Raw genomic sequence first — 20,335 nt, forward strand, 5'->3', positions numbered from 1 at the left:
CTGCTACAGCAGCTCCTTGAGCCGCTCCGCCAGCAGGTCCCAGCGCCACTTCTCCTCGACCCACTGCCGGCCGCGCTCGCCCATGCGGGCGCGCAGCTCCGGGTCGAGGAGCAGGGTGGCGACGCGGTCGGCGGTCTCCTCGGGGACGCCGCCGCGGACCACCCAGCCGGTCTCGCCGTCGAGGACGGCGTCGGGGGCGCCGCCCGAGTCGCCGGCGACGACCGGGAGGCCGGTCGCGGAGGCCTCCAGGTAGACGATGCCGAGGCCCTCGACGTCGAGGCCGCCGCGGCGGGTGCGGCAGGGCATGGCGAAGACGTCGCCCGCGCCGTAGTGGGCGGGGAGCTCGGACCACGGGACGGCGCCGGTGAAGCGCACGGAGGCGGAGACGCCGGTACGGGCCGCGAGGGCGTGCAGCTCCTTCTCGTACGGGCCGCCGCCGACGATCAGCAGGACCGCGTCCGGCACCCGGCGCAGGATCTCCGGCATCGCGAGGATCAGGGTGTCCTGGCCCTTGCGCGGGACGAGGCGCGAGACGCACACGACGACCGGGCGGTCGCTCAGACCGAGCCGTTCGCGGACCTCGGCGCCGCCCGAGTCGGGGTGGAAGGTCTTCTCGTCGACGCCCGGCGGCAGCTGCGTCATCCGCGCCGCCGCGGCCGGCGTGAGCGCCGAGGCGATCCGCGAGCGGGTGTACTCGCCGAGGTACGTGAGCGTGTCCGTGCCCTCGCCGATCCGCCGCAGCAACTGCCGGGCCGCGGGCAGCTGCGCCCAGCCGGCCTCGTGCCCGTGCGTCGTGGCGACCAGCCGCCGCGCGCCCGCCCGCCGCAGCGCCGGGCCCATCAGGCCGAGCGGCGCGGCGGCGCCGAACCACACGGACTCGCAGCCGTGTTCCTTCAGCAGGGCCGTCGCACGCGCGGTCACCCGAGGAGTCGGCAGCAGCATGGTGGTGCGATCGCGGACGACCGTGAAAGGCTGTTCCGCGTCGAACGCGGCGGTCGCCTCGATCCCTTCGCGGCTGCGCTTCCACGTGGAGGCGTAGACCACGAGCCGGTCGGGATCCAGCCGCAGCGCCATGTTGTGCAGGAAGGCCTGGATTCCGCCCGGACGGGGCGGAAAGTCGTTCGTTACGATCAGGGTCTTGTGCATCGTGGCCGACAGTACCGCGATCGCCCACCGAGCCCGGCACCACCACCCTCCGCCCGCGGCGGACCGACAGGACAGGAACAGGACAGGTATGACGGGCGCAGTGGGCACGGTGATACGCGACGGCCTCGCGGGCGCCCGCGCCGGACGGCTCACGCAGGCGCTCGGACTGTGGGCCTTCACCCGGGTGCTGATCCTGCTGACCGTCTTCAAGGTCGTGGTGATCCCCGGTCCCGACGTCACGAGCGACGTCGAGGAGATCTACCAGGGCTGGTACGAGGTGCTGCGCACCGGCACGTACCCGCTGGACGACGTCACCTGGCAGTACCCGCCGGCCGCCGCGCTCGCGATCCTCTCCCCCGCCCTGCTGCCCTTCCTCGGCTACTCCGCCGCCTTCTTCGTGCTCGCGCTGTGCTGCGACGCGCTGGTCTTCGGGCTGCTCACGTACGCGGGGCGGCGGCCCGGCCGGTCGATGCGGGGGGCGTGGCTGTGGCTGGCCGGGGTGCCGCTGCTCGGCCCGACCGCGTACTCGCGTTACGACCTGATGGTGACCGCGGTCGCGGTGGCCGGGCTGCTCGCGGCGGTGCGCAGCCCGGCGGTGCTCGGCGCGCTCGCCGGGTTCGGCGCGACGCTGAAGGTGTGGCCGATACTCCTGCTCGCGGGCGCCGCGCGCGGCCGGGCCGCGTTCCGCTCGGTCGCCTCGGCGGCGGGCACCGGGGCGGGGGTGCTGCTCGCCTGCGGGCTCGCGGCGCCGGGCGCGCTGGCCTTCCTGGGCTTCCAGCGGGACCGGGGCACGGAGATCGAGTCGCTGGGCGCGCTGCCCTTCCATGTGGCCCGGCACCTCGGCTGGCCGGGCGAGGCGCGGATGAACTACGGCTCGATCGAGTTCCTCGGCCCGGGCGTGAAGACGGTGTCCACCCTGGCGATGCTGCTGACGGTGGCCTCCTTCGGCTGGCTGCTCGTGTGGTGGTTCAGGGCCCGCCGGCGCACCACCTCGACGACGGCGGACGCGGCCTTCGTGGCGCTGCTGCTGTTCACCACGACGAGCCGGGTGATCAGCCCCCAGTACATGATCTGGCTGGTGGGTCTGGCGGCGGTGTGTCTGGCCTACCGGTCGACCCGGATGCGCAAGCCGGCCCATCTGGTGCTGTGGGCGACGGCGGTGACGCAGTTCGAGTTCCCGGTGTGGTTCTCGCACGTCGGCGACAGCGATCCGCTGGGCGTCGGGCTGCTTCTGATCCGCAACGCCCTGCTGGTCGCGGCCACGGTCTCGGCCTGCCGGATCCTGTGGCGGCAGACGGTCACGGAGCCGCGCCTGGAGGCGGCCGCGGCCCCGGTCCGGCTGCCGGCGCAGACGGGCGCTCAGGACGCTCAGGACGACAGGGAGAAGGACCGGGTCTCGGTCTCCTCCTGAGCCCGGGCCCGGGCGGCGGCCCGCGCGGTCCGGCGGCGCAGCAGACCGAGAGCGGCGCACTGGGCCGCCATCGCCAGGGCCATGGCGAGGCAGATCCCGGCGAGGCCGAGGGCGGCCGAGAGCGCGTACGCCAGCGGGAGCTGGAGCAGCACGCCGACGACGGTGATCCTGGCCAGCTTCGGTGAGTCGCCGCTGCCCTCGAAGACCCCGGCGAGGGCGATGAACCCGGCCATGAGCAGCAGATACGGGCCGATGCCGCGCAGGAACAGGGCGCCGGCCGCCGCGACGGCGGGCTCGGCGCCGAAGCCGCGCATCACCGGTCCCGCGGCGAGCAGCAGCAGGACGGCCGCGCCGGCCCCGGTCAGCCCGCCGAGGACGAGGGCCTGCCGGCCGACGGCCCCGCGCTCGTCGCTGCCGCCGCCGAGCAGGTGCGCGGTGTGGATGGAAGCGGCCTGCTTGACGGCGTAGAAGGCCATGGTGGCGACGTACATCGCCTTGGTGGCGATGCCGTAGGCGGCGATCTGGGTGACGCCGAGGCGGGCGACGACGGAGACGAGGGCGAGCGCGCCGGCCATGCGGACGACGAAGTCGACGGACATGGGCAGGCCGAGGGCGGCGGTGCGGCGCACGGCCCTGGAGGCGCCCACGGCCGGACGGGCCGCGCGGGCGGCCTTCAGATGCGCGTTGCGGCGCAGCGCGAGCAGTCCGGCGGCGAGGGCGACCGTGCGGCCGATGACGGTGGAGACGGCGGCGCCCCGCACCCCGTACGCGTGGACCAGGAACGGGTCGAGGACCAGGATCAGCCCGTTGGCCAGGAAGGCGAGCCGCATGGGGGTGCGGGTGTCGCCGGTGCCCTTGAGGACGCCGTCCAGGACCGTCGTGGCGAAGAAGACGGCGGTGCCCGGGAGCGAGATCGCGAAGTAGGCGGTCGCGAGGCCGTGCGCGGGGTGGCCCGAGCCGCCGAGCAGGAGCGCGGCGATCGGGTCGCGCAGCAGGAAGCCGCCGAGGGCGACGGGCGGGACGAGCAGGGCGCCGAGGGCGGCGCCGCCGCGTACGGCGGAGCGCAGGGCGCCCGGGTCGTCGGCGCCCCTGGCCCGGGCGACGAGCACGGTGGTGCCGGAGGCGGCCATGAGGACGACGCCGAGGAGCAGGTTCTCGACGTTGGTGGCCACGGCGACGGCGGCGACGGCGTCCCCGCCGAGCCGGGCGACCCAGACCATGTTGATGATCCCGGCGGCGACTCCGGCGAGGAGTTCGAGATAGACGGGCCCGGCGAGCCGGACGAGCGTGCGGCGGTGTTCCCTCGCGGATTCCTTCACGGCGGTCATGGACGGTCCCCCTCTTTTCGAGGTACCTCGGATCGAGGTATCTCGAAAAGAGATAGCATGACGCCGGGTACCCGACAAGCGCGAAGGAGTCCGCCGGTGCTGGAGCTGACGATCCTGGGCTTCCTGTACGAGCGGCCGCTGCACGGCTACGAGCTGAAGGAACGCATCCAGGGCCTGAGCGGCCACGTCCGGCCGGTCAGCGACGGCGCGCTCTACCCGGCCATCACCCGCCTGGTGAAGAACGGCCTCGTCGACAGCCGTACGGAGCCGGGCTCGGCCGCCGCCCCGCGCCGCACCCTCTCGCTGACCCCGGCCGGCCGCGCCGAGCTGCTCTCCCGGCTGCGCTCGCCGAAGGACGTCGAGATCACCGACGGCCAGCGCTGGTTCACCCTGCTCGCCTTCCTGGGCCTGCTCCCCGACCCGGCCGACCAGGCCGCCGTACTCCGCCGCCGCCAGGCCTTCCTGCTCGCCCCGGCCAGCTTCTTCTACGAGGAGGGCGCCCCGGTCCGCGCGGAGCAGGAGCCGGACCCGTTCCGCCGGGGCATGCTCCGGATCGCCCGGGCCACCGGCACGGAGGAGAAGGCCTGGCTCGCCGAGACCCTGGCCGAGCTGGACCTCGAGGCAGCGGGCGCCTCGGACACTGCCTAGCCGAGCAGCCGGTCCGCCAGATACGCCCGCCAGTCCGCGGTGAACTGCTCCGGCGTGGTGTCCAGGACGTCCTTCAGGGCCTTCTCCACCGCGCCCTCGCGCTGCGGATGGGTGCCCACGGCCCGGTAGAAGTCGGTCAGCTTCGGCTCGCCCCAGCGGTCGGCGACCATCGCGCAGGCCAGCCAGCCGCTCTCGTAGGCGCGGGCCATCGCCTCGCCGTCGCCGCCGAAGGCGAACTCCTTGTCGTCCGGCAGCGCGGCCGGGGTGTCCCCGGCGCGTACCGCGCGGGCGAGTTCGGGGGCGGCCTGGGCGGGGGTGCGGCCGGTGCCGCGGTAGGCGACCCAGTCGGCGAAGCCCTCGGAGAGCCAGACCGGGGTGGCCGCGGTGGTGTGGGCGCGGGTGGCGACATGGGTGCTCTCGTGGGTGAGCACGAAGCCGCGCCCGAAGTCGCCGAGCACGCCGTACGCCTCCGGGTTGACGATCACCCGGTCCGCGGGCGCCTTCGGGCCGCCGCCGATCTGGCCGGTGGTGACGGCGGCGATCCCCCGGTACGAGGCGGCGGGCGCGCCGAGCAGCCGGCCCATCGCGTCCACCGAGGCCGGGACCAGGACCACGACGCGGCCGGCCCACGGCGAGGGCCAGGCGTCCGTGACGGCGGGCACCGCGCGGTCGGCGGCGTCGGCGATCTCGCGCAGCCGCTGCCGGCTCTGGCCGACGCCGAGGACCAGGCTGCGGTGCCCGGTCACGGTCGTGACCTCGCCCTGCTGCCACAGCTGCTGCGGGGCGCCGTCGGCGGGGCGGTCGCCCGTGACGTACCAGCGTCCGTCCTTCTCGGCGAGGTCGAGGACGCGTTCGGTGGTGGCGGGCCCGGAGTCGTACCCCTTGATCCGGTAGCCGAACTCGGCCCTGGCGGTGGCCCGCCCGGTGCCGGCCGGGTCGACGTCGGTGACCCGGTAGGCGAGGCCGCCGAGCGGGATCCCCGCGAGCCGTTCGAACTCGGTGCGCGCGGCGGGTACGAGGGCGGGGTCCAGGTCCGCGAGATACCCGGCCTCGTCCCGGCCGAGCAGCGCGGCGGCGTGCCGGTCGAGCAGCCCCTGCACCTCGGCCCGCCCCGGCGCCCCCGCCCCGGGATCGGCGCACCCGCCGAGGACGAGCAGCCCGGCGACCAGCGCGGCGACCGGCCCCGCCACCGCCCCGCGCCGCCCGCGCCCGCCCTGACCTGCCATCCCACGATCGTACGGGGCGCGCCGAAAACCGGCTGGAAACCGCTCAGACCCGGGTGACCGTCACGTTCGACATCATGTTCACCGGGTCGTAGCGGACCCGGGCGCCCGGATACGGCGCGTGGATGACCTGGCCGTTGCCGGCGTAGATGGCGACATGGCTGGCGTCGCTGCGGTACGTGACGAGGTCGCCGGGCTGCGCCTGGGAGAGCGGGATGCGGCGGCCGGCGTTGCGCTGGGCCTGCGAGGTGCGGGGCAGGGCGATGCCGGCCTTGCGGTACGACCAGACCATCAGGCCCGAGCAGTCGAAGGCGCTCGGGCCGGTCGCGCCCCACACGTAGGGGCGGCCGATGGCGCTGCGCGCGGCGAGCACCGCGGCGGCGGCCCGCGAGGGGCCGAGGTCGGCGAGCGGCGGCAGCTCCTCGTCGAAGGCGTCGCGGCCGGAGCGGGAGGCCCGCTCGAAGCCCGCCCGCTCGTCGGCGGAGAGCGCGGCGAGCACCCGGCGGGCCTCGGCGAGCTTGTGCTCGACGGTGCGCTTGTGGCGGGCCACCTCGCGGCGGCTGCGGTCGAGTTCGGTGAGCGCCCGGCTCGCCTCGGTGCGCTGCTGGCCGAGCCGGCGCAGTTCGCGCCGGAGTTCGCCGAGGGCGGCGCTCTGCCGGGCGGTGACCCGGTCGAGGGCGGAGGCCCGCTCCAGGTAGCTGTCCGGGTCGGAGGAGAGCAGCAGCGCGAGGGCGGGGTCGATGCCGCCGGAGCGGTACTGCGCGCCGGCCACCGAACCGAGCGCGCCGCGCATCCGGTTGATCCGGTCCTGGGCGCGGGCCAGGCCGTCCTGGGCCTGGGAGACCGTCCTGCGCAGCCGGTCGGCCCGCTCGTCGGCCCGGTTGTAGCCCTCGGTGGCCCGCTCGGCCTCCTCGAAGAGCCGGTCGACGGTGGCGCGGGTGGCCCGGGCGGTGTCGGGGGTGGCGCCGCCCGGGTCGGCGTGCGCGGGGACGGCGCCGAGTGCCGTGGCCGCGGTGGCCGCGGCTGCGGTGAGGACGGTGACCCTGGCGGGTCGTCGGTGGGACGCCACGGATCGCGCTCCGTTCGGCTGGTCGGACTGGCGGGCCGACAGTAGCCGCAGATCGATCCGCGTCCAACGAAGGTGCCGGGTACGCAAAGTGACGCCCCGCCGGAGACCGCAAGGTCATCGGCGGGGCGTCACGTCAGTCCAGGATCCGACAAACCACCCGTTCGGAGGGCGGGCGGGGCGCGTCGCGTCCGTCGCTCAGGGTCCCGCAGGGGTCAGACGCGGACGCCGAACTGGAAGGTGCCCATGTAGTCCATCGACTCGTAGCGGACCACGGCGCCCGGCTTCGGGGCGTGCAGGATGGTGTTGTTGCCCGCGTAGAGACCCACGTGCGAAAGGCTGTTGAAGAAGACCAGGTCGCCCGGCTTGAGCTGGCTGCGGCCGATCTTCACGCCGTCGTTCTGCTGGGTGTAGGTGGTGCGGGTGAGGGTGACGCCGGCCTGGCGGTAGGCCCACTGCGTAAGGCCGGAGCAGTCGTACGAGTTGGGGCCCTCGGCGCCGGAGACGTACGGCTTGCCGAGCTGGGTGGCGGCGGCGTTGAGCGCGGCGGCACCGCGCTGCGAGGCCGGCACCTCGTTGCCGAGGTTGACGCGGTCGCCGGCGGCGCGGCTGGCGCGCTGCTCGTCCTGCTGGATCTTGGCGCGCTCGGCGGCGGTCAGCGTGTTGAGGAGCTTGCGGGCCTCGGCCAGCTTCTCCTGGGACTTCTTCTTCTTCTCGCCGAGGGTCTTGCGGACGTCCTCGAGGTCGGCGAGCTTCGTCGTCGCCTCGGCACGCTGCTGGGCGAGGGTGCGCTGCTTGGCCTGGATCGACTGCAGCACGTCGGCCTGCTTGGCGCCGAGCTGGTCTATCGCGGACGCCTTGTCGAGGTAGGTGTCCGGGTCCGAGGAGAGGAAGAGCTGCAGCGCCGGGTCGATGCCGCCGGAGCGGTACTGCGCGGTGGCGACCGAACCGATCTGCCCGCGCAGGGTGTTGAGCTCCTGCTGGCCGCGCGCCACCTTGTCCTGGAGGGCGCTGATCTCCTTCTGCAGCTTCCCGCGGCGCTCGTCGGCGAGGTTGGCCTGCTCCGTGGCCTCTTCGGCCTCGTGGTTGAGCTGGTCGACCTTGGTCTTGACCTCGTCGATCTTCGGCTTGGGAGCCGCCTGGGCTCCGGCCTGGGCGGAGAGGGCGACGGCCGCGGCGGCGGTCGCGGTGAGCACGGTCACACGGGTGCGGCTCGGCTGCTTGGGACGACGGTGGGACGCCACGGGGGCGATCTCCTTCTTCCTCGAGCCGCCCGGCCGTTCGGCGGCAGGCGGGACCATCGCTGACACCCCGGATGGATGATCAACCGTGCGAAGGTTCGAGCCCCGACCCTAGTGACCATCTTGTGATCAGTTCAAATCCCAACGGCCAAAATCTCGCCGCCGCGACAAGTTATTTACCGACATCACACGGGCAGCAACAGTCACTTGACCCTGCGTGGAACACAAATAGGACATGCCGGATCTGTGTGACGAGAGGTCACGACAGACGCGAAAGCCGCTTCAGCAACAAGGCGGACGCGACCGGCCGCGCACCGGACTTGGCGACCCCGTCGGCCACCTCGCGGTCGGTGGACACCACGACCACCGGACGGCCCGGCGGCTCCGCGCGCACCAGCTGACGGATCAACTCGTCCGCCGTGACACCGGGCTTGGAGAACAGCACCCGCACCCCGCGCGGCGGGGCGAGCAGCACCGGCGCCGCCAGCTCGGCCCCGTCGAAGACACAGGTGACCTCGGCGCCCGAGCGGGCCGCGAGCGCGGAGAGTCCGCCGAGCAGCCGCAGCCGCTGCTTCTCCAGCGGCATCGTCGGATAGCCGGTCTTGGTGACGTTGTAGCCGTCCACCACCAGGTGCGCCTGGGGCAGTTCGAGTAGCTGGTCCAGGAGCGCCGGGTCGGTCTCGGACAGGGCGCGGGCCGCGATGTCCTTCGGCGACATCCGGCCGGGCTCCACCGCGTCCACGGTGTCCGCCGGGTGCATCGACACCGGCGGCAGGGCGAGTTCGCGGCGCAGCCCCGCGGCGGCGTCGAGCACGGTGTCCAGGAGCAGCCGCAGCCGCATGTCCTCCACCGAGCGCCCCTCGCGGGCGGCCCGGCGGCTCGCCTCCAGGGCGGCCTCGACCTCGCCGAGCCGGGCCTTGAGCCGCCGGCTCTCGCTCTCGGCGGCCGACACCTGGGCGGCGGCCTCGGCGCGCGCGGTGTCCATCTCCGCCTGCACCCGGCGCAGCGCGGCCTCGCCGCGCTTGACGTCGCTCTGCGCGCTGCGCAGCTTCCGGTGAAGCGATTCGCCGTCCTTGCGGGCGGCCTCCAGGTCGCGGCGCAGCTGCTCGGTCTCGGCCCTGGCGCGCTCCTTGGCGACCGCGACCTCCTCGCGCAGCCGCTCCAGCTCGCGCCGGCCGGCCTCGTCGGCGCGCTCGGCGTCGACGCGCTCGGCCTCCTCGCCGGCGGCGGCGACCAGCTTGCCCCAGCCGGCCGGGCGCAGCACATAGGCGACCGCGGCCACGTCGACCGGGTCGGCGGCGCCGGGCGGGGCGCCCGACTCGACGGCCCCGGCCAGCTCGGGCTGCGCCTCCTTGAAGCGCTCGCCGATCCGCTGCCGGAACAGCGGATCGCTCTCCAGGGCGGCGGCCATCGCGTTCCCGGCGAACTTGGCGCGCCGGGAGGCGGTGAAGCGGGCGTACTGGCGCAGCGGGGCGGGCAGCTCGGCGACGGTCAGCCCGCCGAAGGCGTCGGCGACGAGCGCGACGACCTTGCGGCGTACGGCCTCGGGCAGCGGCCGGTCGAGCGCCTCGGCCGCGCCGTCCGCCGAGCCCGCCGGCCGGTCACCGTGCGCGGGCTGCTCCACGATCCGTCACCCACTCCCTCGTCTCGCCCTCGCCGGGCCGCTCCTCAGGAAGCGGCGCCCGGCCTGTCCACCAATTCGATCTGGTCCACCGCGTTGCACCAGCGGCAGCGGACCGACTCGATGGTCTCACTGACCACCTCGCGCTCCTCGACCTTCGGCTCTCCGGCGAGGTCCAGATGGACGTACTCGACGACCTTGGACGAGCGGGTCACGTCGAAGCGGGTCAGATTGCCGCAGAGCGTGCAGCGCCAGCGGGTCTCGGCGGTCGGCAGGGGAACCGTCGTCATCGTTGCCGTCCTCTTTCCGTACGAGGCTCAGGGTGAGGCTCTGTGCGAGGTGTCACGGGCCCGCGGTGCGCCGTCGAACAGCGGGAATGTCAGCCATGGGGCAGGCCCTCACCCTACGGCCTCCCGGGTACCCCGTGTCACGGCGAGGCACTCTGTCCAGGTGGGCCCCGGTACGCCATGATCTGTCCATGATCGACTGGCGGGGCGCGGCCCTCGGCGCCTGGCGCGGCGCGCGGAACGGGCCGACGGTGACGTACGGCATCATCGCCTGCTGCGTGCTGCTGTTCGCCGTGAGCCCGGTGTCGGGGCTCAATCCGGTTTACGGCACGGGCGACACGCTGCTCGCGGCGCAGAGCGCGTACTTCCAGCGCTGGGGCGTGATCCCGGCCGATCTGACCCGGGCCGAGCCGCACGCCCTGCTCACCCCGCTGACCGCGCTCTTCGTGCACGGCAGCTGGCTGCATCTGCTGGGGAACATGCTGTTCCTGTACGTGTTCGGCGCGATGGCCGAGGAACGCATGGGCCCGGCCGCGTACGGCCTGTTCTATCTGGGGGTGGGCGCGCTCGCGCTGACCGGCTACGCGGTGGCGCACGCCGACAGCGCGCAGACCCTGGTCGGGGCGTCGGGGGCGATCTCGGGGGTGCTCGGCGCCTTCCTCTATCTCTTCCCGCGCTCGCGGGTGACCAGCCTGTTCCCCTTCCTCTTCTTCCTGCCGCTGCGCTTCCCGGCCTGGATCGTGCTGATCTTCTGGTTCGTGCTGCAGTGGCTGGCGGCCCGCTCGGCGGGGGCGGGGCCCGGGGTGGCCTACCTGGCGCACGTGATCGGCTTCGCGCTGGGCTTCCTCTACGCGTGGGCGCGGTACAGGGGTGGGGATACAGTGAAGCCACCAGCCGCGGCCATCGAGGGAGAAAGCCAGCCGTGATCACCGCGATCGTGCTCATCAAGACCAGCGTGGACCGCATCCCCGAGATCGCCGAGGCGATCGCCGCGATCGACTCCGTCAGCGAGGTCTTCTCCGTCACCGGCACCTACGACCTGATCGCCATGGTCCGGGTGGGACGCCACGACGACCTGGCCGACATCATCCCCGGCCAGATCTCCAAGATCCCGGGCGTCGAGGCCACCGACACGCATGTCGCCTTCCGCGCCTACTCCCAGCACGAGCTGGACGCGGCCTTCGCCATCGGCCTGGAGTCGTAGACACGTCCGCACAGCGGTGAAGCCGGCCTCTCCCCCGCGGGAGGCCGGCTTCACCCGTTCGAGTGGACGGTCGGTCGCGATCAGCCGCGGTCGGGCACGCAGCGGCCGTCCTCGGTGCGGTAGTTCCACCGGGCGCCGTCGCGCACCAGCTCCTTGACCGCGCCGACGAAACGCTCGACGTGCTCGTCGGGGGTGCCGGCGCCGAAGCTGACCCGGATCGCGTTGAGGGACCTCTCGCCGGGCGCCGCTTCGGGGGCGCCGCACTCGCCCGGGTCCTGCGGGTCGGAGCCGAGCAGGGTGCGCACCAGCGGGTGGGCGCAGAAGAGGCCGTCGCGGACGCCGATGCCGTACTCGGCGGAGAGCGCGGCGGCGAAGTGGGAGCTGTTCCAGCCCTCGACGACGAAGGAGATGACGCCGACCCGGGGGGCGTCGTCGCCGAAGAGGGAGAGCACCCGCACCTCGGGGACCTCGGCGAGGCCCGCGCGGACGGTGTCGATGAGGTGCTTCTCGCGGGCGACGAGGGAGTCGAAGCCGGCCTCGGTGAGCGCCTTGCAGGCGGAGGCGATGGAGTAGACGCCGATGACGTTGGGCGAGCCGGCCTCGTGCCGGGCGGCGGTGGTGTGCCACTCCACATCCACCCCGCCGTCGGCCCGGCGGGCCACCGTGCGGGAGGCGCCGCCGCCCGCGAGGTACGGCTCGGCGTCCTGCAGCCAGTCGGCGCGCCCGGCGAGGACGCCGGAGCCGAACGGGGCGTACAGCTTGTGCCCGGAGAAGGCGACCCAGTCCACGTCCAACTCCCGTACGGAGACCGGGTGGTGGGGGGCGAGCTGGGCGGCGTCGAGGACGACCCGGGCGCCGTGCGCGTGCGCGGCGGCGGCGAGTTCGCGCACCGGCCACAGCTCGCCGGTGACGTTGGAGGCGCCGGTCACGCAGACCAGGGCGGGCCCGTAAGGGTCGCGGTCGGCGAGGGCGCGCTCCAGGGTCTCGACGGCCTGCCGCGGGGTGCGCGGCGCGTTGAGGTAGGTGACCCGGGCGTCGCGCCAGGGCAGCAGCGAGGCGTGGTGCTCGGTCTCGAAGACGAAGACCTGGCAGTCGGCCGGGAGGACGGCGGCGAGCAGGTTGAGCGAGTCGGTGGTGGAGCGGGTGAAGACGACCTGGTCGCCGGGGCGGCAGTCGAGGAACTCGGCGACGGTGGCGCGGCTGTTCTCGAAGAGGTCGGTGGAGAGCTGGGAGAGGTAGCCGGCGCCGCGGTGGACGCTGCCGTAGTACGGGGCGTAGGCGGCCACGTCGTCCCAGACGCGCTGCAGGGCCGGGGCGCTGGCGGCGTAGTCGAGCGCCGCGTAGGTGACCTCGCCGCCGGTGACGAGCGGGACGGTGACGTCGCGGCCGAGGACCGGCAGCGGGGCGGCGCAGCAGGGGTCGGCGGACTCGGCGGCGGCGGTGGCGACGGCGGCGTTCGGGCGTGCGGACATGGCGGTATCTCCCGGCATAAAAGGGGCGCGAAAAGGCGTGAAAGGGCCCGCGGGGCAGCAGCGCACAGAGGGGTGCCGCACACGGGTGGTGAAGGGGAAAGAGGGGCCGAGGGGCCCTAACGCATTCGCTTGCTCACGAGACAACGCTCCCTAGAGGACCAAGGACCCCAGGGTGTGGCGCAGGGGTCCGCGCTTGCCGCAGGCTTCTGCTCGTACGGCCTGGTCTTCACCCGGGGCACCCCGCCACGGACGGAGGGTTGCCGGACAGCCGGCCGGGGCCTTGCAGCTGTCACTCATGACCTGTTCCAGAACCTATGTCAGACGATCACGACGCCGCAACCCCGTCCCGGCATCCGGGACGGGGTCGCAATCCGCCGTTCATGTGCCTTCAGGACACCGTCAGGCGTTGCTGGCGGTGACCCAGCGCTCCAGGGTCCGGCGCGCGGCGCCCGAGTCGACGGACTCGGCGGCCCGGTCCATGCCGGCCCGCAGCTGCTCCGCGAGGGTGCCCTCGCCCGGCTCCAGCGCGACCAGCGCCGCCGCCGAGTTGAGCAGCACCGCGTCCCGTACCGGCCCGGTCTCGCCGGCCAGGAGCCGCCGGGCGACGTCGGCGTTGTACGAGGGGTCGCCGCCGCGCAGGGCGTCGAGCGGCACCGGGGTGATGCCGACCTCGCGCGGGTCGAAGCGCTCCTCGCGCACGGCGCCGTCCTTGACCACCCACACCCGGGAGGTGCCCGTGGTGGTCAGCTCGTCGAGGCCGTCGTCGCCGCGGAAGACCAGGGCGGAGTTGCCGCGCTCGGCGAGCACCCCGGCCACGATCGGGGCCATCCGCGGGTCGGCGACGCCGACGGCCTGGGCCCGTACCTTCGCCGGGTTGGTCAGCGGGCCGAGCACATTGAAGGTGGTGCGGATGCCGAGCTGGCCGCGGGCGGCGGCGACGTGCCGCAGCGAGGGGTGGAACTTCACCGCGAAGCAGATGGTGATGCCGGCCTCCTCGGCGACCTCGGCGACCCGCTGCGGGGTGAGGTTCAGGTTGATGCCGAGCTTCTCCAGGACGTCGGAGGAGCCGGAGGCGGAGGACGCCGCCCGGTTGCCGTGCTTGACGACCTTCACGCCGGTGCCGGCCACGACGATGGCGGACATCGTGGAGATGTTCACCGTCTTGGCCCCGTCGCCGCCGGTGCCGACGATGTCGACGGCCGGTCCCGGCACCTCGATGACATTGGCGTGCTCGTACATCGTGCGGACCAGGCCGGAGATCTCGGCGACGGTCTCGCCCTTGGCGCGCAGCGCCACCATGAACCCGGCGATCTGCGCGTCGGTGGCCTCGCCGCGCATGATCAGGTCCATCGCCCAGGCGGTGTCGTCGGCGGACAGGTCCCGGCCGTCGAGCAGTCCGTTCAGGAGGGCGGGCCAGGAGCGACCCGCCGCATGGTTGCCTCCAGCGGGGTTCACAGCGCTCATGACAGCTCCTGAGGTGTTTATGGCTTCGTACCGGATCGGTGATCCCACCCTATCCATCCACGGGGACGGCAAAGAGCCCCGTCCATCGAATGGACGGGGCTCTCGCCGTGGCGACCTACGCGTTCAGGAGGTCAGTGGTGATCAGTGGTGGCCGTGGCCGCTCTCGATCTCCTTGAACTCCTCGACGGTCGGCTTGAGGACCTGGTTGTCGTCGGCGTAGTAACCCCGGTTGAGCTTGACCCGGAGCTTCTGCATGCGGCCGATCTTGCGCTCCACACCGTTCTCGTCGACGGCCGGCGGCAGCTCCGCCGCCTCGTACTGCTCGTGCGCGGTGAGCTTGTAGCGCTCGCCCTGGCTGAGCGGGGTGTGGACCTCGACGAACTCACCGTGCGGCAGGCGCTTGATGATGCCGGACTCGCGGCCGTGCAGCACCTTGTCCTTGTCCCGGCGCTGGAGGCCGAGGCAGATCCGCTTGGTGGCGATGAACGCGATGACCGGGCCGACGAAGAAGAAGATCCGCACGAACCAGGTGATCGAGTTGATCGACAGGTGGAAGTGGGTCGCCCAGAGGTCGTTTCCACCACCGACGAGCATGACCATGTACGCGGTGATCCAGGCGACACCGAAGGCGGTGCGCGTCGGAGCGTTGCGCGGGCGCTGCGCGATGTGGTGCTCGCGCTTGTCGCCGGTGATCCAGGACTCGATGAACGGGTAGACCGCGATCGCGGCGAGCACCGCCGGGAAGATCGCCAGCGGGATCATCACGCCGAGGACCAGCGTGTGGCCCCACAGGTTGATCTCCCAGCCCGGCATGACACGGATCAGACCCTCGGCGAAGCCCATGTACCAGTCGGGCTGGGCGCCGGTGGACACCTGGTCCGGGCGGTACGGGCCGATGGCCCAGATCGGGTTGATCGAGGCGATCGCCGCGATGACCGCGATGACACCGAAGACCAGGAAGAAGAAGCCTCCGGCCTTCGCCATGTACACAGGCAGCAGCGGCATGCCGACGACGTTCTTGTTCGTCCGGCCGGGGCCCTCGAAGTGCGTGTGCTTGTGGACGAACACCAGGATGAGGTGCGCGACCACCAGGCCGAGCATGATGCCCGGGAGCAGCAGCACGTGCGCCGAGTAGAACCGGGCGACGAAGTCGCCGCCGGGGAACTCGCCGCCGAACAGGAACATCGACAGGTACGTGCCGACGATCGGCACGGACAGGATCGCGCCCTGCATGAAGCGCACACCGGTGCCGGAGAGCAGGTCGTCCGGGAGCGAGTAACCGGTGAAGCCGGTGAACATGCCCAGGAAGAACAGCAGGAAGCCGAACAGCCAGTTGATCTCACGCGGCTTGCGGAACGCGCCGGTGAAGAACACGCGCATCATGTGCACGAACATGCCGGCGAGGAAGATCAGCGCCGCCCAGTGGTGGATCTGCCGGATGAGCAGACCACCGCGCACCTCGAACGAGATGTGCATGGTCGAGTTGAACGCCTCGGACATCAGCTGTCCCTGGAGCGGGACGTAGCTGCCGGCGTACTCCACCTCGTTCATCGACGGGTGGAAGAACATCGTCAGATAGACGCCCGTCAGGATGATGATGAGGAAGCTGTAGAGGCAGACCTCGCCCAGCATGAAGGACCAGTGGTCCGGGAAGATCTTCCGCATGTTGGCCTTGGCCAGCGTGTAGATCCCCAGGCGGCCGTCGGCCCAGTCGGCGATCCGCTCTCCGGCGGGCGCCTTCTTCGTATTCGTCACAGTGCTCATCCGCGCTCCCAGAAGGCAGGACCGACGGGCTCTTCGAAGTCGCCGTGCGCTTCGAGGAAGCCCTTGTCGTTCACGCCGATCCGCAGCTGCGGGAGGGCGTGGCCGGCCGGGCCGAAGATGACGCGGGCGCCGTCGGACAGGTCGAAGGTGGACTGGTGGCACGGGCACAGCACGTGGTGCGTCTGCTGCTCGTACAGGGAGATCGGGCAACCGACGTGGGTGCAGATCTTCGAGAAGGCGACGATGCCGTCGTGCGACCACTCGAGCTCGCGCTTGTCCTTGATGTCCTCCGGCTGGATCCGGACGATCATCAGGGCGGCCTTGGCGATCTCGGTCTGGAAGTCGTGGTCGTGCTCCTCGAGGCCCTCGGGCTTCGCGAACGTCAGCGAACCGACGGCGACGTCCTCGGGACGCAGCGGCTCGTTGGTGTTCATGTTGATGAGGAGCTTGCCCTTGGCCCACAGGGTGGAGCGGAGCTTCTTCTCGGGCAGCGGGCCCATGTCACGCAGCAGCACGACGCCGGAGAGCGGCACCAGGGCCAGCGCGCCGAAGAGCGTGTTGCGGATCAGCTTGCGGCGGCCGAAGCCGGACTCGGCGGCACCGGCCGCGAAGTCCGCCATGACCTTCGCCTTGACCTCGGGCGTGGCCTCCATCGGGTGGCGGTCGTCGGCCACCTCGACGTCGGACATCAGGGTGCGGGCCCAGTGGACCGCGCCGGCGCCGATGAAGAACAGCGCCGCACCGAGGGTCAGACCCAGGGCGAAGTTGAGCGCGGACACCCGGCCGAAGGGCCAGATGTACACGATCTCGTCGACCGGGAAGATCACGTACGAGGCGATGAAACCGATCGTGGCCAGCATCGACAGCGTGAACATGAAGGCGATCGCGCGCTCGGACCGCTTGGCGGCCCGCTCGTCGATGTCCTGGATGCGCGGCTTGTGGGGCGGGAGGCCCGGGTCGGCGAACGGGTCTTCGGCGACCTTCACCGCGCCGTGCGCGGTGGCCTGCTCGGTCGGCAGGTTCTCTTCTGGATTCTCTTGGGTACTCATGACTTCTTGGCCTTAGCGGTGTGGGCCGCGACCCAGATGGCAACTGCGATCAGTGCGCCCAGTCCGAAGACCCACGCGAACAGCCCCTCGCTGACGGGGCCGAGGCCACCGAGCTTGAGACCGCCCGGGTTGTCGGCCTTGTCGCTGTTCACGGCCTGGACGTAGGCGATGATGTCCTTCTTCTGCTTCTCCGGCATCGTCGTGTCGGGGAAGGAAGGCATGTTCTGCGGGCCGGTCTGCATGGCCTCGTAGAGGTGCTTCGGGTCCACGCCCTCGAGGTTCGGCGCGTACTTGCCGTAGGTCAGCGCGCCGCCCTCACCGGTGAAGTTGTGGCACTGGGCACAGTTGGAGCGGAACAGTTCGCCACCCTTGGCGATGTCGGCGCCCTCGGGGCTGTACTGGCCTTCCTTCGGCGTGACCGGACCGGCACCGAGGGAGGCGACGTACGCCGCGAGCTGATCGATCTCAGCCTGCGAGTAGATGACCTTCTTCTTCGGGACCTGGGCGCCGGGCTGCTGAGCCGGCATACGGCCGGTGCCGACCTGGAAGTCCACCGCCGCCGAGCCCACGCCGACCAGGGACGGGCCGTCAGAGGTGCCCTGACCGCCGGTTCCGTGGCAGCTGGCACAGCCGACGGAGTAGAGCTTCTTGCCCTCCTCGATGGCCAGGGACTGGGCGGTTTCATCGGCCTTCGCCGTGCCCGCGGGTGCGAACGCGGCGTACAGCCCCCCAGTTGCCGCCAGCGCGAGGAGTAGGACGACGACCGCCGCCAGCGGATGGCGTCGTCGTGCGGAGAGCTTTTTCACGGATTACCCCGGTGTCAGGATCTTCTGCGTCGATGCTTGCTGGATGTGTGCGTCCGCCGGGAGGCGGAGCCCGATTACTTGATCAAGTAGATCGTGGCGAAGAGGCCGATCCAGACGACATCGACGAAGTGCCAGTAGTAGGACACGACGATGGCGGCGGTTGCCTGCTCGTGAGTGAACCTCTTGGCGGCGTACGTCCGGCCGAGGACCAGCAGGAAGGCGATGAGACCGCCTGTCACGTGCATGCCGTGGAAGCCGGTGGTCAGGTAGAACACCGTGCCGTACGGGTCGGAGGACAGCGAGAGGCCGTCCTTCTTCACCAGCTCGGTGTACTCGAAGACCTGGCCGCCGATGAAGATCGCGCCCATCACGAAGGTGATGATGAACCACGTCCGGAGCTTCTTCACGTCGCCCCGCTCCGCGGCGAAGACGCCGAGCTGGCAGGTCAGCGAGGAGAGCACCAGGATCGTGGTGTTCGTCGCCGAGAACGGAAGGTTCAAGGCGTCGGCCTTTTCCGTCCAGTACTCGGCGCCCATCACGGATCGCAGGGTGAAGTACATCGCGAAGAGGGCCGCGAAGAACATCAGCTCGGAACTCAGCCAGATGATGGTTCCGACGCTGGTGAGGTTCGGTCGATTGACCGACGGGTGCGCGTGCCCGGTTTCTACTGTCGTTACTGTCGCCACGACCGACATTATGTCGGTCGCTTATCCCGCCCTCACTCCGGGGGGTGCCGTTCGGAGTGTCCGGGGCCCGTGTCCTGCCCGAACGGCCCATCGGAAGGCCCCTCCGGCACCCTTCGAACAGGTGTTGAACGGGTGTTGACGGGGTGTGGACCGGAGTAGCATCCGCGCCAACGACCGACCACCTTCACGGAGGAACGATGCAGTCGAGCGCCACGGTCCTGGTCTACAGCGACGACGCGAACACCCGCGCCCAGGTCCGCCTCGCGGCCGGGCGCAGGCCCGCCGCCGACGTTCCCCCGGTCGAGTTCGTGGAGTGCGCGACGCTGCCGGCGGTGCTCGACGCCCTGGACGCGGGCGGCATCGACGTGTGCGTGCTCGACGGCGAGGCCGTCCCGGCCGGCGGCATGGGCGTGTGCCGGCAGATCAAGGACGAGATCTTCCGCTGTCCGCCGGTGCTGCTGCTCATCGGCCGCCCCCAGGACGCCTGGCTGGCCACCTGGAGCCGCGCGGACGCCGCGGTCACCCTTCCGGTGGAACCGGTCGAGTTCGCGGCGTCCCTGGCGGGCCTGCTGCGCTCGCGCCTGTCGATCGACGCGTGACCACTCCCTAGAGGGACGGCCGCAGGCGGGCCTTGGCGTCCTCGGTGGCCGTGGGGTTGGCGGCGTCGGTCACCAGGGCGCTGCCCGCCCGCCACTTGTCCCAGGCGAGGTTCCAGTCGCCGAAGCCGTTGCCGAAGGTGTCCATCATCTCGCCCTCGCTGTTGACGACGCGGACGATGTCGCCGGGGCGCACGTTCTCGTAGAACCAGGCCGCGTTGCCGGTCGACATGCCGACACAGCCGTGGCTGACGTTGGCGACGCCCTGGGAGCCCACCGACCAGGGGGCGGCGTGCACGTACTCGCCGCTCCAGGTGACCCGGGTGGCGTAGTAGACCGGCAGGTCGTACGAGTCGGAGCTGCCCTCGGCGATGCCGATGCTGGTGCCCCGCATCCGGACGTAGTACTCCTTGCCGAGCACCACTTTGATCCCGTTTCGGGTGGAGAAGCCCGGCTTTCCGGTGGTCACCGGAATGGTGTTGATCACTTCTCCGTTGCGCCGCACCGTCATGTAGTGGGAGCCGGCGTCCGCGACGGCCTCGATCCGGTCGCCGATGGTCAGCTTGAGCGGCTTGGAGGCGCCGCCGTAGAGCTTGTCGCCGACCTTGAGGCCGTCCAGGTTGCCACTGACCGAGACGGTCGCGCCGGTGGGCCAGTACTCCTTCGGACGGAAGTGCAGCTTCTTGTCGTCCACCCAGTACCAGGCGCCCTCCACGGCCGGGGTGGAGCGGACCTTGAGGGCCCGTTCGACCACCGCGCGGGCCGCCTTGTCCTTCACCGGGAGGCTCAGCTCGGCGGTGATGGGCTGTCCGACGCCGTACGTGCCCGCCTCGGGGCCGAACGCGACGGTGAGGGCCCGTTTGGCCGGGGCCGTCTCGAACGTGAACGTACGGGCTCCCGGGGCGCCGTCCTCGTCCTCGGTGGCCACCTGGACGGTGTAGCGGGCGCCGGCCGCCAGGGCGGCCGTGGAACGCCACTTCTGGCCGTCGGCGGTGAGTTCGCCCGCCAGGTGGTGCCCCGACGCGTCCGTGGCGGTGACATCGGTGATCCGCCCGTCGTCGTCCTTGACGGTGATCTCCAGGGGCTTCTCGGGGTCGGCCTTCTTCCCGTCGCCGGGCGCGTTGAAGGCGATCTCGTCGGCCGCGTCGTAGGGCCTCGCCGACAGCGGATGGTCCCCGCCGCCCGCGCACGCCGTGACGCCCGCCGTGACGGTGACGGCCAGAAGAGTGCAGCTCAGAACAGTCCGAATGCGCGGCGTGTCGTTCATGACCTCACGCTAAGAACAATCCTCGCGTGCGGCGCGCCGAGCGTGCCAAAAGAGGG

Annotated in this window: 19 protein-coding genes and 1 riboswitch; of the genes, 5 read left to right on the top strand and 14 right to left on the bottom strand. The window is 71.8% G+C overall.

Annotated elements, in window-relative coordinates:
* Positions 1-3 precede the first annotated feature (3 nt).
* Positions 4-1,146, bottom strand: coding sequence for a glycosyltransferase family 4 protein (locus tag KV205_RS02405; RefSeq protein WP_265861716.1), 1,143 nt, complete (start codon positions 1,144-1,146; stop codon positions 4-6).
* A gap of 88 nt (positions 1,147-1,234) precedes the next feature.
* Between KV205_RS02405 and KV205_RS02410 the strand changes: the two genes are divergently transcribed.
* Positions 1,235-2,557: a glycosyltransferase family 87 protein gene (locus tag KV205_RS02410; RefSeq protein ID WP_265861717.1), complete on the top strand. Its 1,323-nt coding sequence runs from the start codon at positions 1,235-1,237 to the stop codon at positions 2,555-2,557.
* Here KV205_RS02410 and KV205_RS02415 read toward each other — a convergent pair.
* Positions 2,515-3,885, bottom strand: coding sequence for an MATE family efflux transporter (locus tag KV205_RS02415; RefSeq protein WP_265861718.1), 1,371 nt, complete (start codon positions 3,883-3,885; stop codon positions 2,515-2,517). The genes KV205_RS02410 and KV205_RS02415 overlap by 43 nt on opposite strands.
* A gap of 96 nt (positions 3,886-3,981) precedes the next feature.
* Between KV205_RS02415 and KV205_RS02420 the strand changes: the two genes are divergently transcribed.
* Positions 3,982-4,533, top strand: coding sequence for a PadR family transcriptional regulator (locus KV205_RS02420; protein WP_265861720.1), 552 nt, complete (start codon positions 3,982-3,984; stop codon positions 4,531-4,533).
* Here the strand turns inward: KV205_RS02420 and KV205_RS02425 are convergent.
* From KV205_RS02425 to KV205_RS02445, 5 genes are all read right to left on the bottom strand, one after another.
* Entirely contained in the window at positions 4,530-5,759 is a 1,230-nt protein-coding gene (locus tag KV205_RS02425) for a hypothetical protein (RefSeq protein WP_265861721.1), read from the bottom strand. The two genes, KV205_RS02420 and KV205_RS02425, sit on opposite strands and share 4 nt — an antisense overlap.
* 43 nt (positions 5,760-5,802) lie before the next feature.
* Positions 5,803-6,825 carry an NlpC/P60 family protein gene (locus KV205_RS02430; RefSeq protein WP_265861723.1) on the bottom strand — a complete coding sequence of 341 codons (1,023 nt, stop codon included), beginning with the start codon at positions 6,823-6,825 and terminating at the stop codon, positions 5,803-5,805.
* Between the two features lie 212 nt (positions 6,826-7,037).
* Positions 7,038-8,066 (bottom strand): NlpC/P60 family protein, encoded by a 1,029-nt coding sequence (locus tag KV205_RS02435; RefSeq protein WP_265861724.1) that lies wholly within the window; start codon positions 8,064-8,066, stop codon positions 7,038-7,040.
* A gap of 256 nt (positions 8,067-8,322) precedes the next feature.
* Entirely contained in the window at positions 8,323-9,687 is a 1,365-nt protein-coding gene (locus KV205_RS02440) for an NYN domain-containing protein (protein ID WP_265861725.1), read from the bottom strand.
* A gap of 44 nt (positions 9,688-9,731) precedes the next feature.
* On the bottom strand, positions 9,732-9,974 hold the full coding sequence (locus KV205_RS02445) for a hypothetical protein (RefSeq protein ID WP_128976779.1): 243 nt from the start codon (positions 9,972-9,974) through the stop codon (positions 9,732-9,734).
* A 188-nt stretch (positions 9,975-10,162) separates the two neighbouring features.
* On the opposite strand from KV205_RS02445, the gene KV205_RS02450 reads away from it, so the two are divergent.
* Positions 10,163-10,897 (top strand): rhomboid family intramembrane serine protease, encoded by a 735-nt coding sequence (locus KV205_RS02450; protein WP_265861728.1) that lies wholly within the window; start codon positions 10,163-10,165, stop codon positions 10,895-10,897.
* Positions 10,894-11,175, top strand: a complete 282-nt coding sequence (locus KV205_RS02455; protein ID WP_128976777.1) for an Lrp/AsnC family transcriptional regulator — start codon at positions 10,894-10,896, stop codon at positions 11,173-11,175. The genes KV205_RS02450 and KV205_RS02455 overlap by 4 nt, the downstream gene beginning before the upstream one ends.
* 80 nt (positions 11,176-11,255) lie before the next feature.
* On the opposite strand, the gene KV205_RS02460 is transcribed toward KV205_RS02455, so the two are convergent.
* From KV205_RS02460 to KV205_RS02485, 6 genes are all read right to left on the bottom strand, one after another.
* Complete coding sequence (locus KV205_RS02460) at positions 11,256-12,647, bottom strand: aminotransferase class V-fold PLP-dependent enzyme (RefSeq protein ID WP_265861729.1); 1,392 nt, start codon at positions 12,645-12,647, stop codon at positions 11,256-11,258.
* Between the two features lie 184 nt (positions 12,648-12,831).
* Positions 12,832-12,948, bottom strand: a riboswitch (SAM riboswitch).
* A gap of 98 nt (positions 12,949-13,046) precedes the next feature.
* Entirely contained in the window at positions 13,047-14,111 is a 1,065-nt protein-coding gene (trpD, locus tag KV205_RS02465) for an anthranilate phosphoribosyltransferase (RefSeq protein ID WP_265861730.1), read from the bottom strand.
* A gap of 141 nt (positions 14,112-14,252) precedes the next feature.
* Positions 14,253-15,875 (bottom strand): cytochrome bc complex cytochrome b subunit, encoded by a 1,623-nt coding sequence (locus KV205_RS02470; RefSeq protein ID WP_265861731.1) that lies wholly within the window; start codon positions 15,873-15,875, stop codon positions 14,253-14,255.
* Positions 15,872-16,924, bottom strand: coding sequence for a Rieske 2Fe-2S domain-containing protein (locus tag KV205_RS02475; protein ID WP_265861733.1), 1,053 nt, complete (start codon positions 16,922-16,924; stop codon positions 15,872-15,874). The genes KV205_RS02470 and KV205_RS02475 overlap by 4 nt, the downstream gene beginning before the upstream one ends.
* On the bottom strand, positions 16,921-17,730 hold the full coding sequence (locus KV205_RS02480) for a c-type cytochrome (protein ID WP_265861734.1): 810 nt from the start codon (positions 17,728-17,730) through the stop codon (positions 16,921-16,923). The genes KV205_RS02475 and KV205_RS02480 overlap by 4 nt, the downstream gene beginning before the upstream one ends.
* Before the next feature lie 74 nt (positions 17,731-17,804).
* Entirely contained in the window at positions 17,805-18,425 is a 621-nt protein-coding gene (locus KV205_RS02485; RefSeq protein WP_265861735.1) for a heme-copper oxidase subunit III, read from the bottom strand.
* 188 nt (positions 18,426-18,613) lie between these two features.
* Here KV205_RS02485 and KV205_RS02490 point away from each other — a divergent pair, with 188 nt between their 5' ends.
* The gene (locus KV205_RS02490; RefSeq protein WP_265861736.1) at positions 18,614-19,015 is read left to right on the top strand and encodes a hypothetical protein; all 402 of its coding nucleotides are present in this window, start codon (positions 18,614-18,616) and stop codon (positions 19,013-19,015) included.
* A gap of 7 nt (positions 19,016-19,022) precedes the next feature.
* Here the strand turns inward: KV205_RS02490 and KV205_RS02495 are convergent, their stop codons facing one another.
* On the bottom strand, positions 19,023-20,279 hold the full coding sequence (locus tag KV205_RS02495) for an Ig-like domain-containing protein (RefSeq protein WP_265861737.1): 1,257 nt from the start codon (positions 20,277-20,279) through the stop codon (positions 19,023-19,025).
* Positions 20,280-20,335: the final 56 nt, after the last annotated feature.

Origin of the sequence: Streptomyces sp. SKN60, assembly GCF_026236535.1 — a bacterium.
GTDB lineage: Bacteria > Actinomycetota > Actinomycetes > Streptomycetales > Streptomycetaceae > Streptomyces.

What these genes read in the sequence shown, in the direction of transcription:
- KV205_RS02405 (WP_265861716.1), bottom strand. Translation starts at nt 1,146, where the DNA reads ATGCACAAGACCCTGATCGTAACGAACGACTTTCCGCCCCGTCCGGGC.
- KV205_RS02410 (WP_265861717.1), top strand. Translation starts at nt 1,235, where the DNA reads ATGACGGGCGCAGTGGGCACGGTGATACGCGACGGCCTCGCGGGCGCC.
- KV205_RS02415 (WP_265861718.1), bottom strand. Translation starts at nt 3,885, where the DNA reads ATGACCGCCGTGAAGGAATCCGCGAGGGAACACCGCCGCACGCTCGTC.
- KV205_RS02425 (WP_265861721.1), bottom strand. Translation starts at nt 5,759, where the DNA reads ATGGCAGGTCAGGGCGGGCGCGGGCGGCGCGGGGCGGTGGCGGGGCCG.
- KV205_RS02445 (WP_128976779.1), bottom strand. Translation starts at nt 9,974, where the DNA reads ATGACGACGGTTCCCCTGCCGACCGCCGAGACCCGCTGGCGCTGCACG.
- KV205_RS02450 (WP_265861728.1), top strand. Translation starts at nt 10,163, where the DNA reads ATGATCGACTGGCGGGGCGCGGCCCTCGGCGCCTGGCGCGGCGCGCGG.
- KV205_RS02460 (WP_265861729.1), bottom strand. Translation starts at nt 12,647, where the DNA reads ATGTCCGCACGCCCGAACGCCGCCGTCGCCACCGCCGCCGCCGAGTCC.
- trpD (WP_265861730.1), bottom strand. Translation starts at nt 14,111, where the DNA reads ATGAGCGCTGTGAACCCCGCTGGAGGCAACCATGCGGCGGGTCGCTCC.
- KV205_RS02470 (WP_265861731.1), bottom strand. Translation starts at nt 15,875, where the DNA reads ATGAGCACTGTGACGAATACGAAGAAGGCGCCCGCCGGAGAGCGGATC.
- KV205_RS02475 (WP_265861733.1), bottom strand. Translation starts at nt 16,924, where the DNA reads ATGAGTACCCAAGAGAATCCAGAAGAGAACCTGCCGACCGAGCAGGCC.
- KV205_RS02485 (WP_265861735.1), bottom strand. Translation starts at nt 18,425, where the DNA reads ATGTCGGTCGTGGCGACAGTAACGACAGTAGAAACCGGGCACGCGCAC.
- KV205_RS02490 (WP_265861736.1), top strand. Translation starts at nt 18,614, where the DNA reads ATGCAGTCGAGCGCCACGGTCCTGGTCTACAGCGACGACGCGAACACC.
- KV205_RS02495 (WP_265861737.1), bottom strand. Translation starts at nt 20,279, where the DNA reads ATGAACGACACGCCGCGCATTCGGACTGTTCTGAGCTGCACTCTTCTG.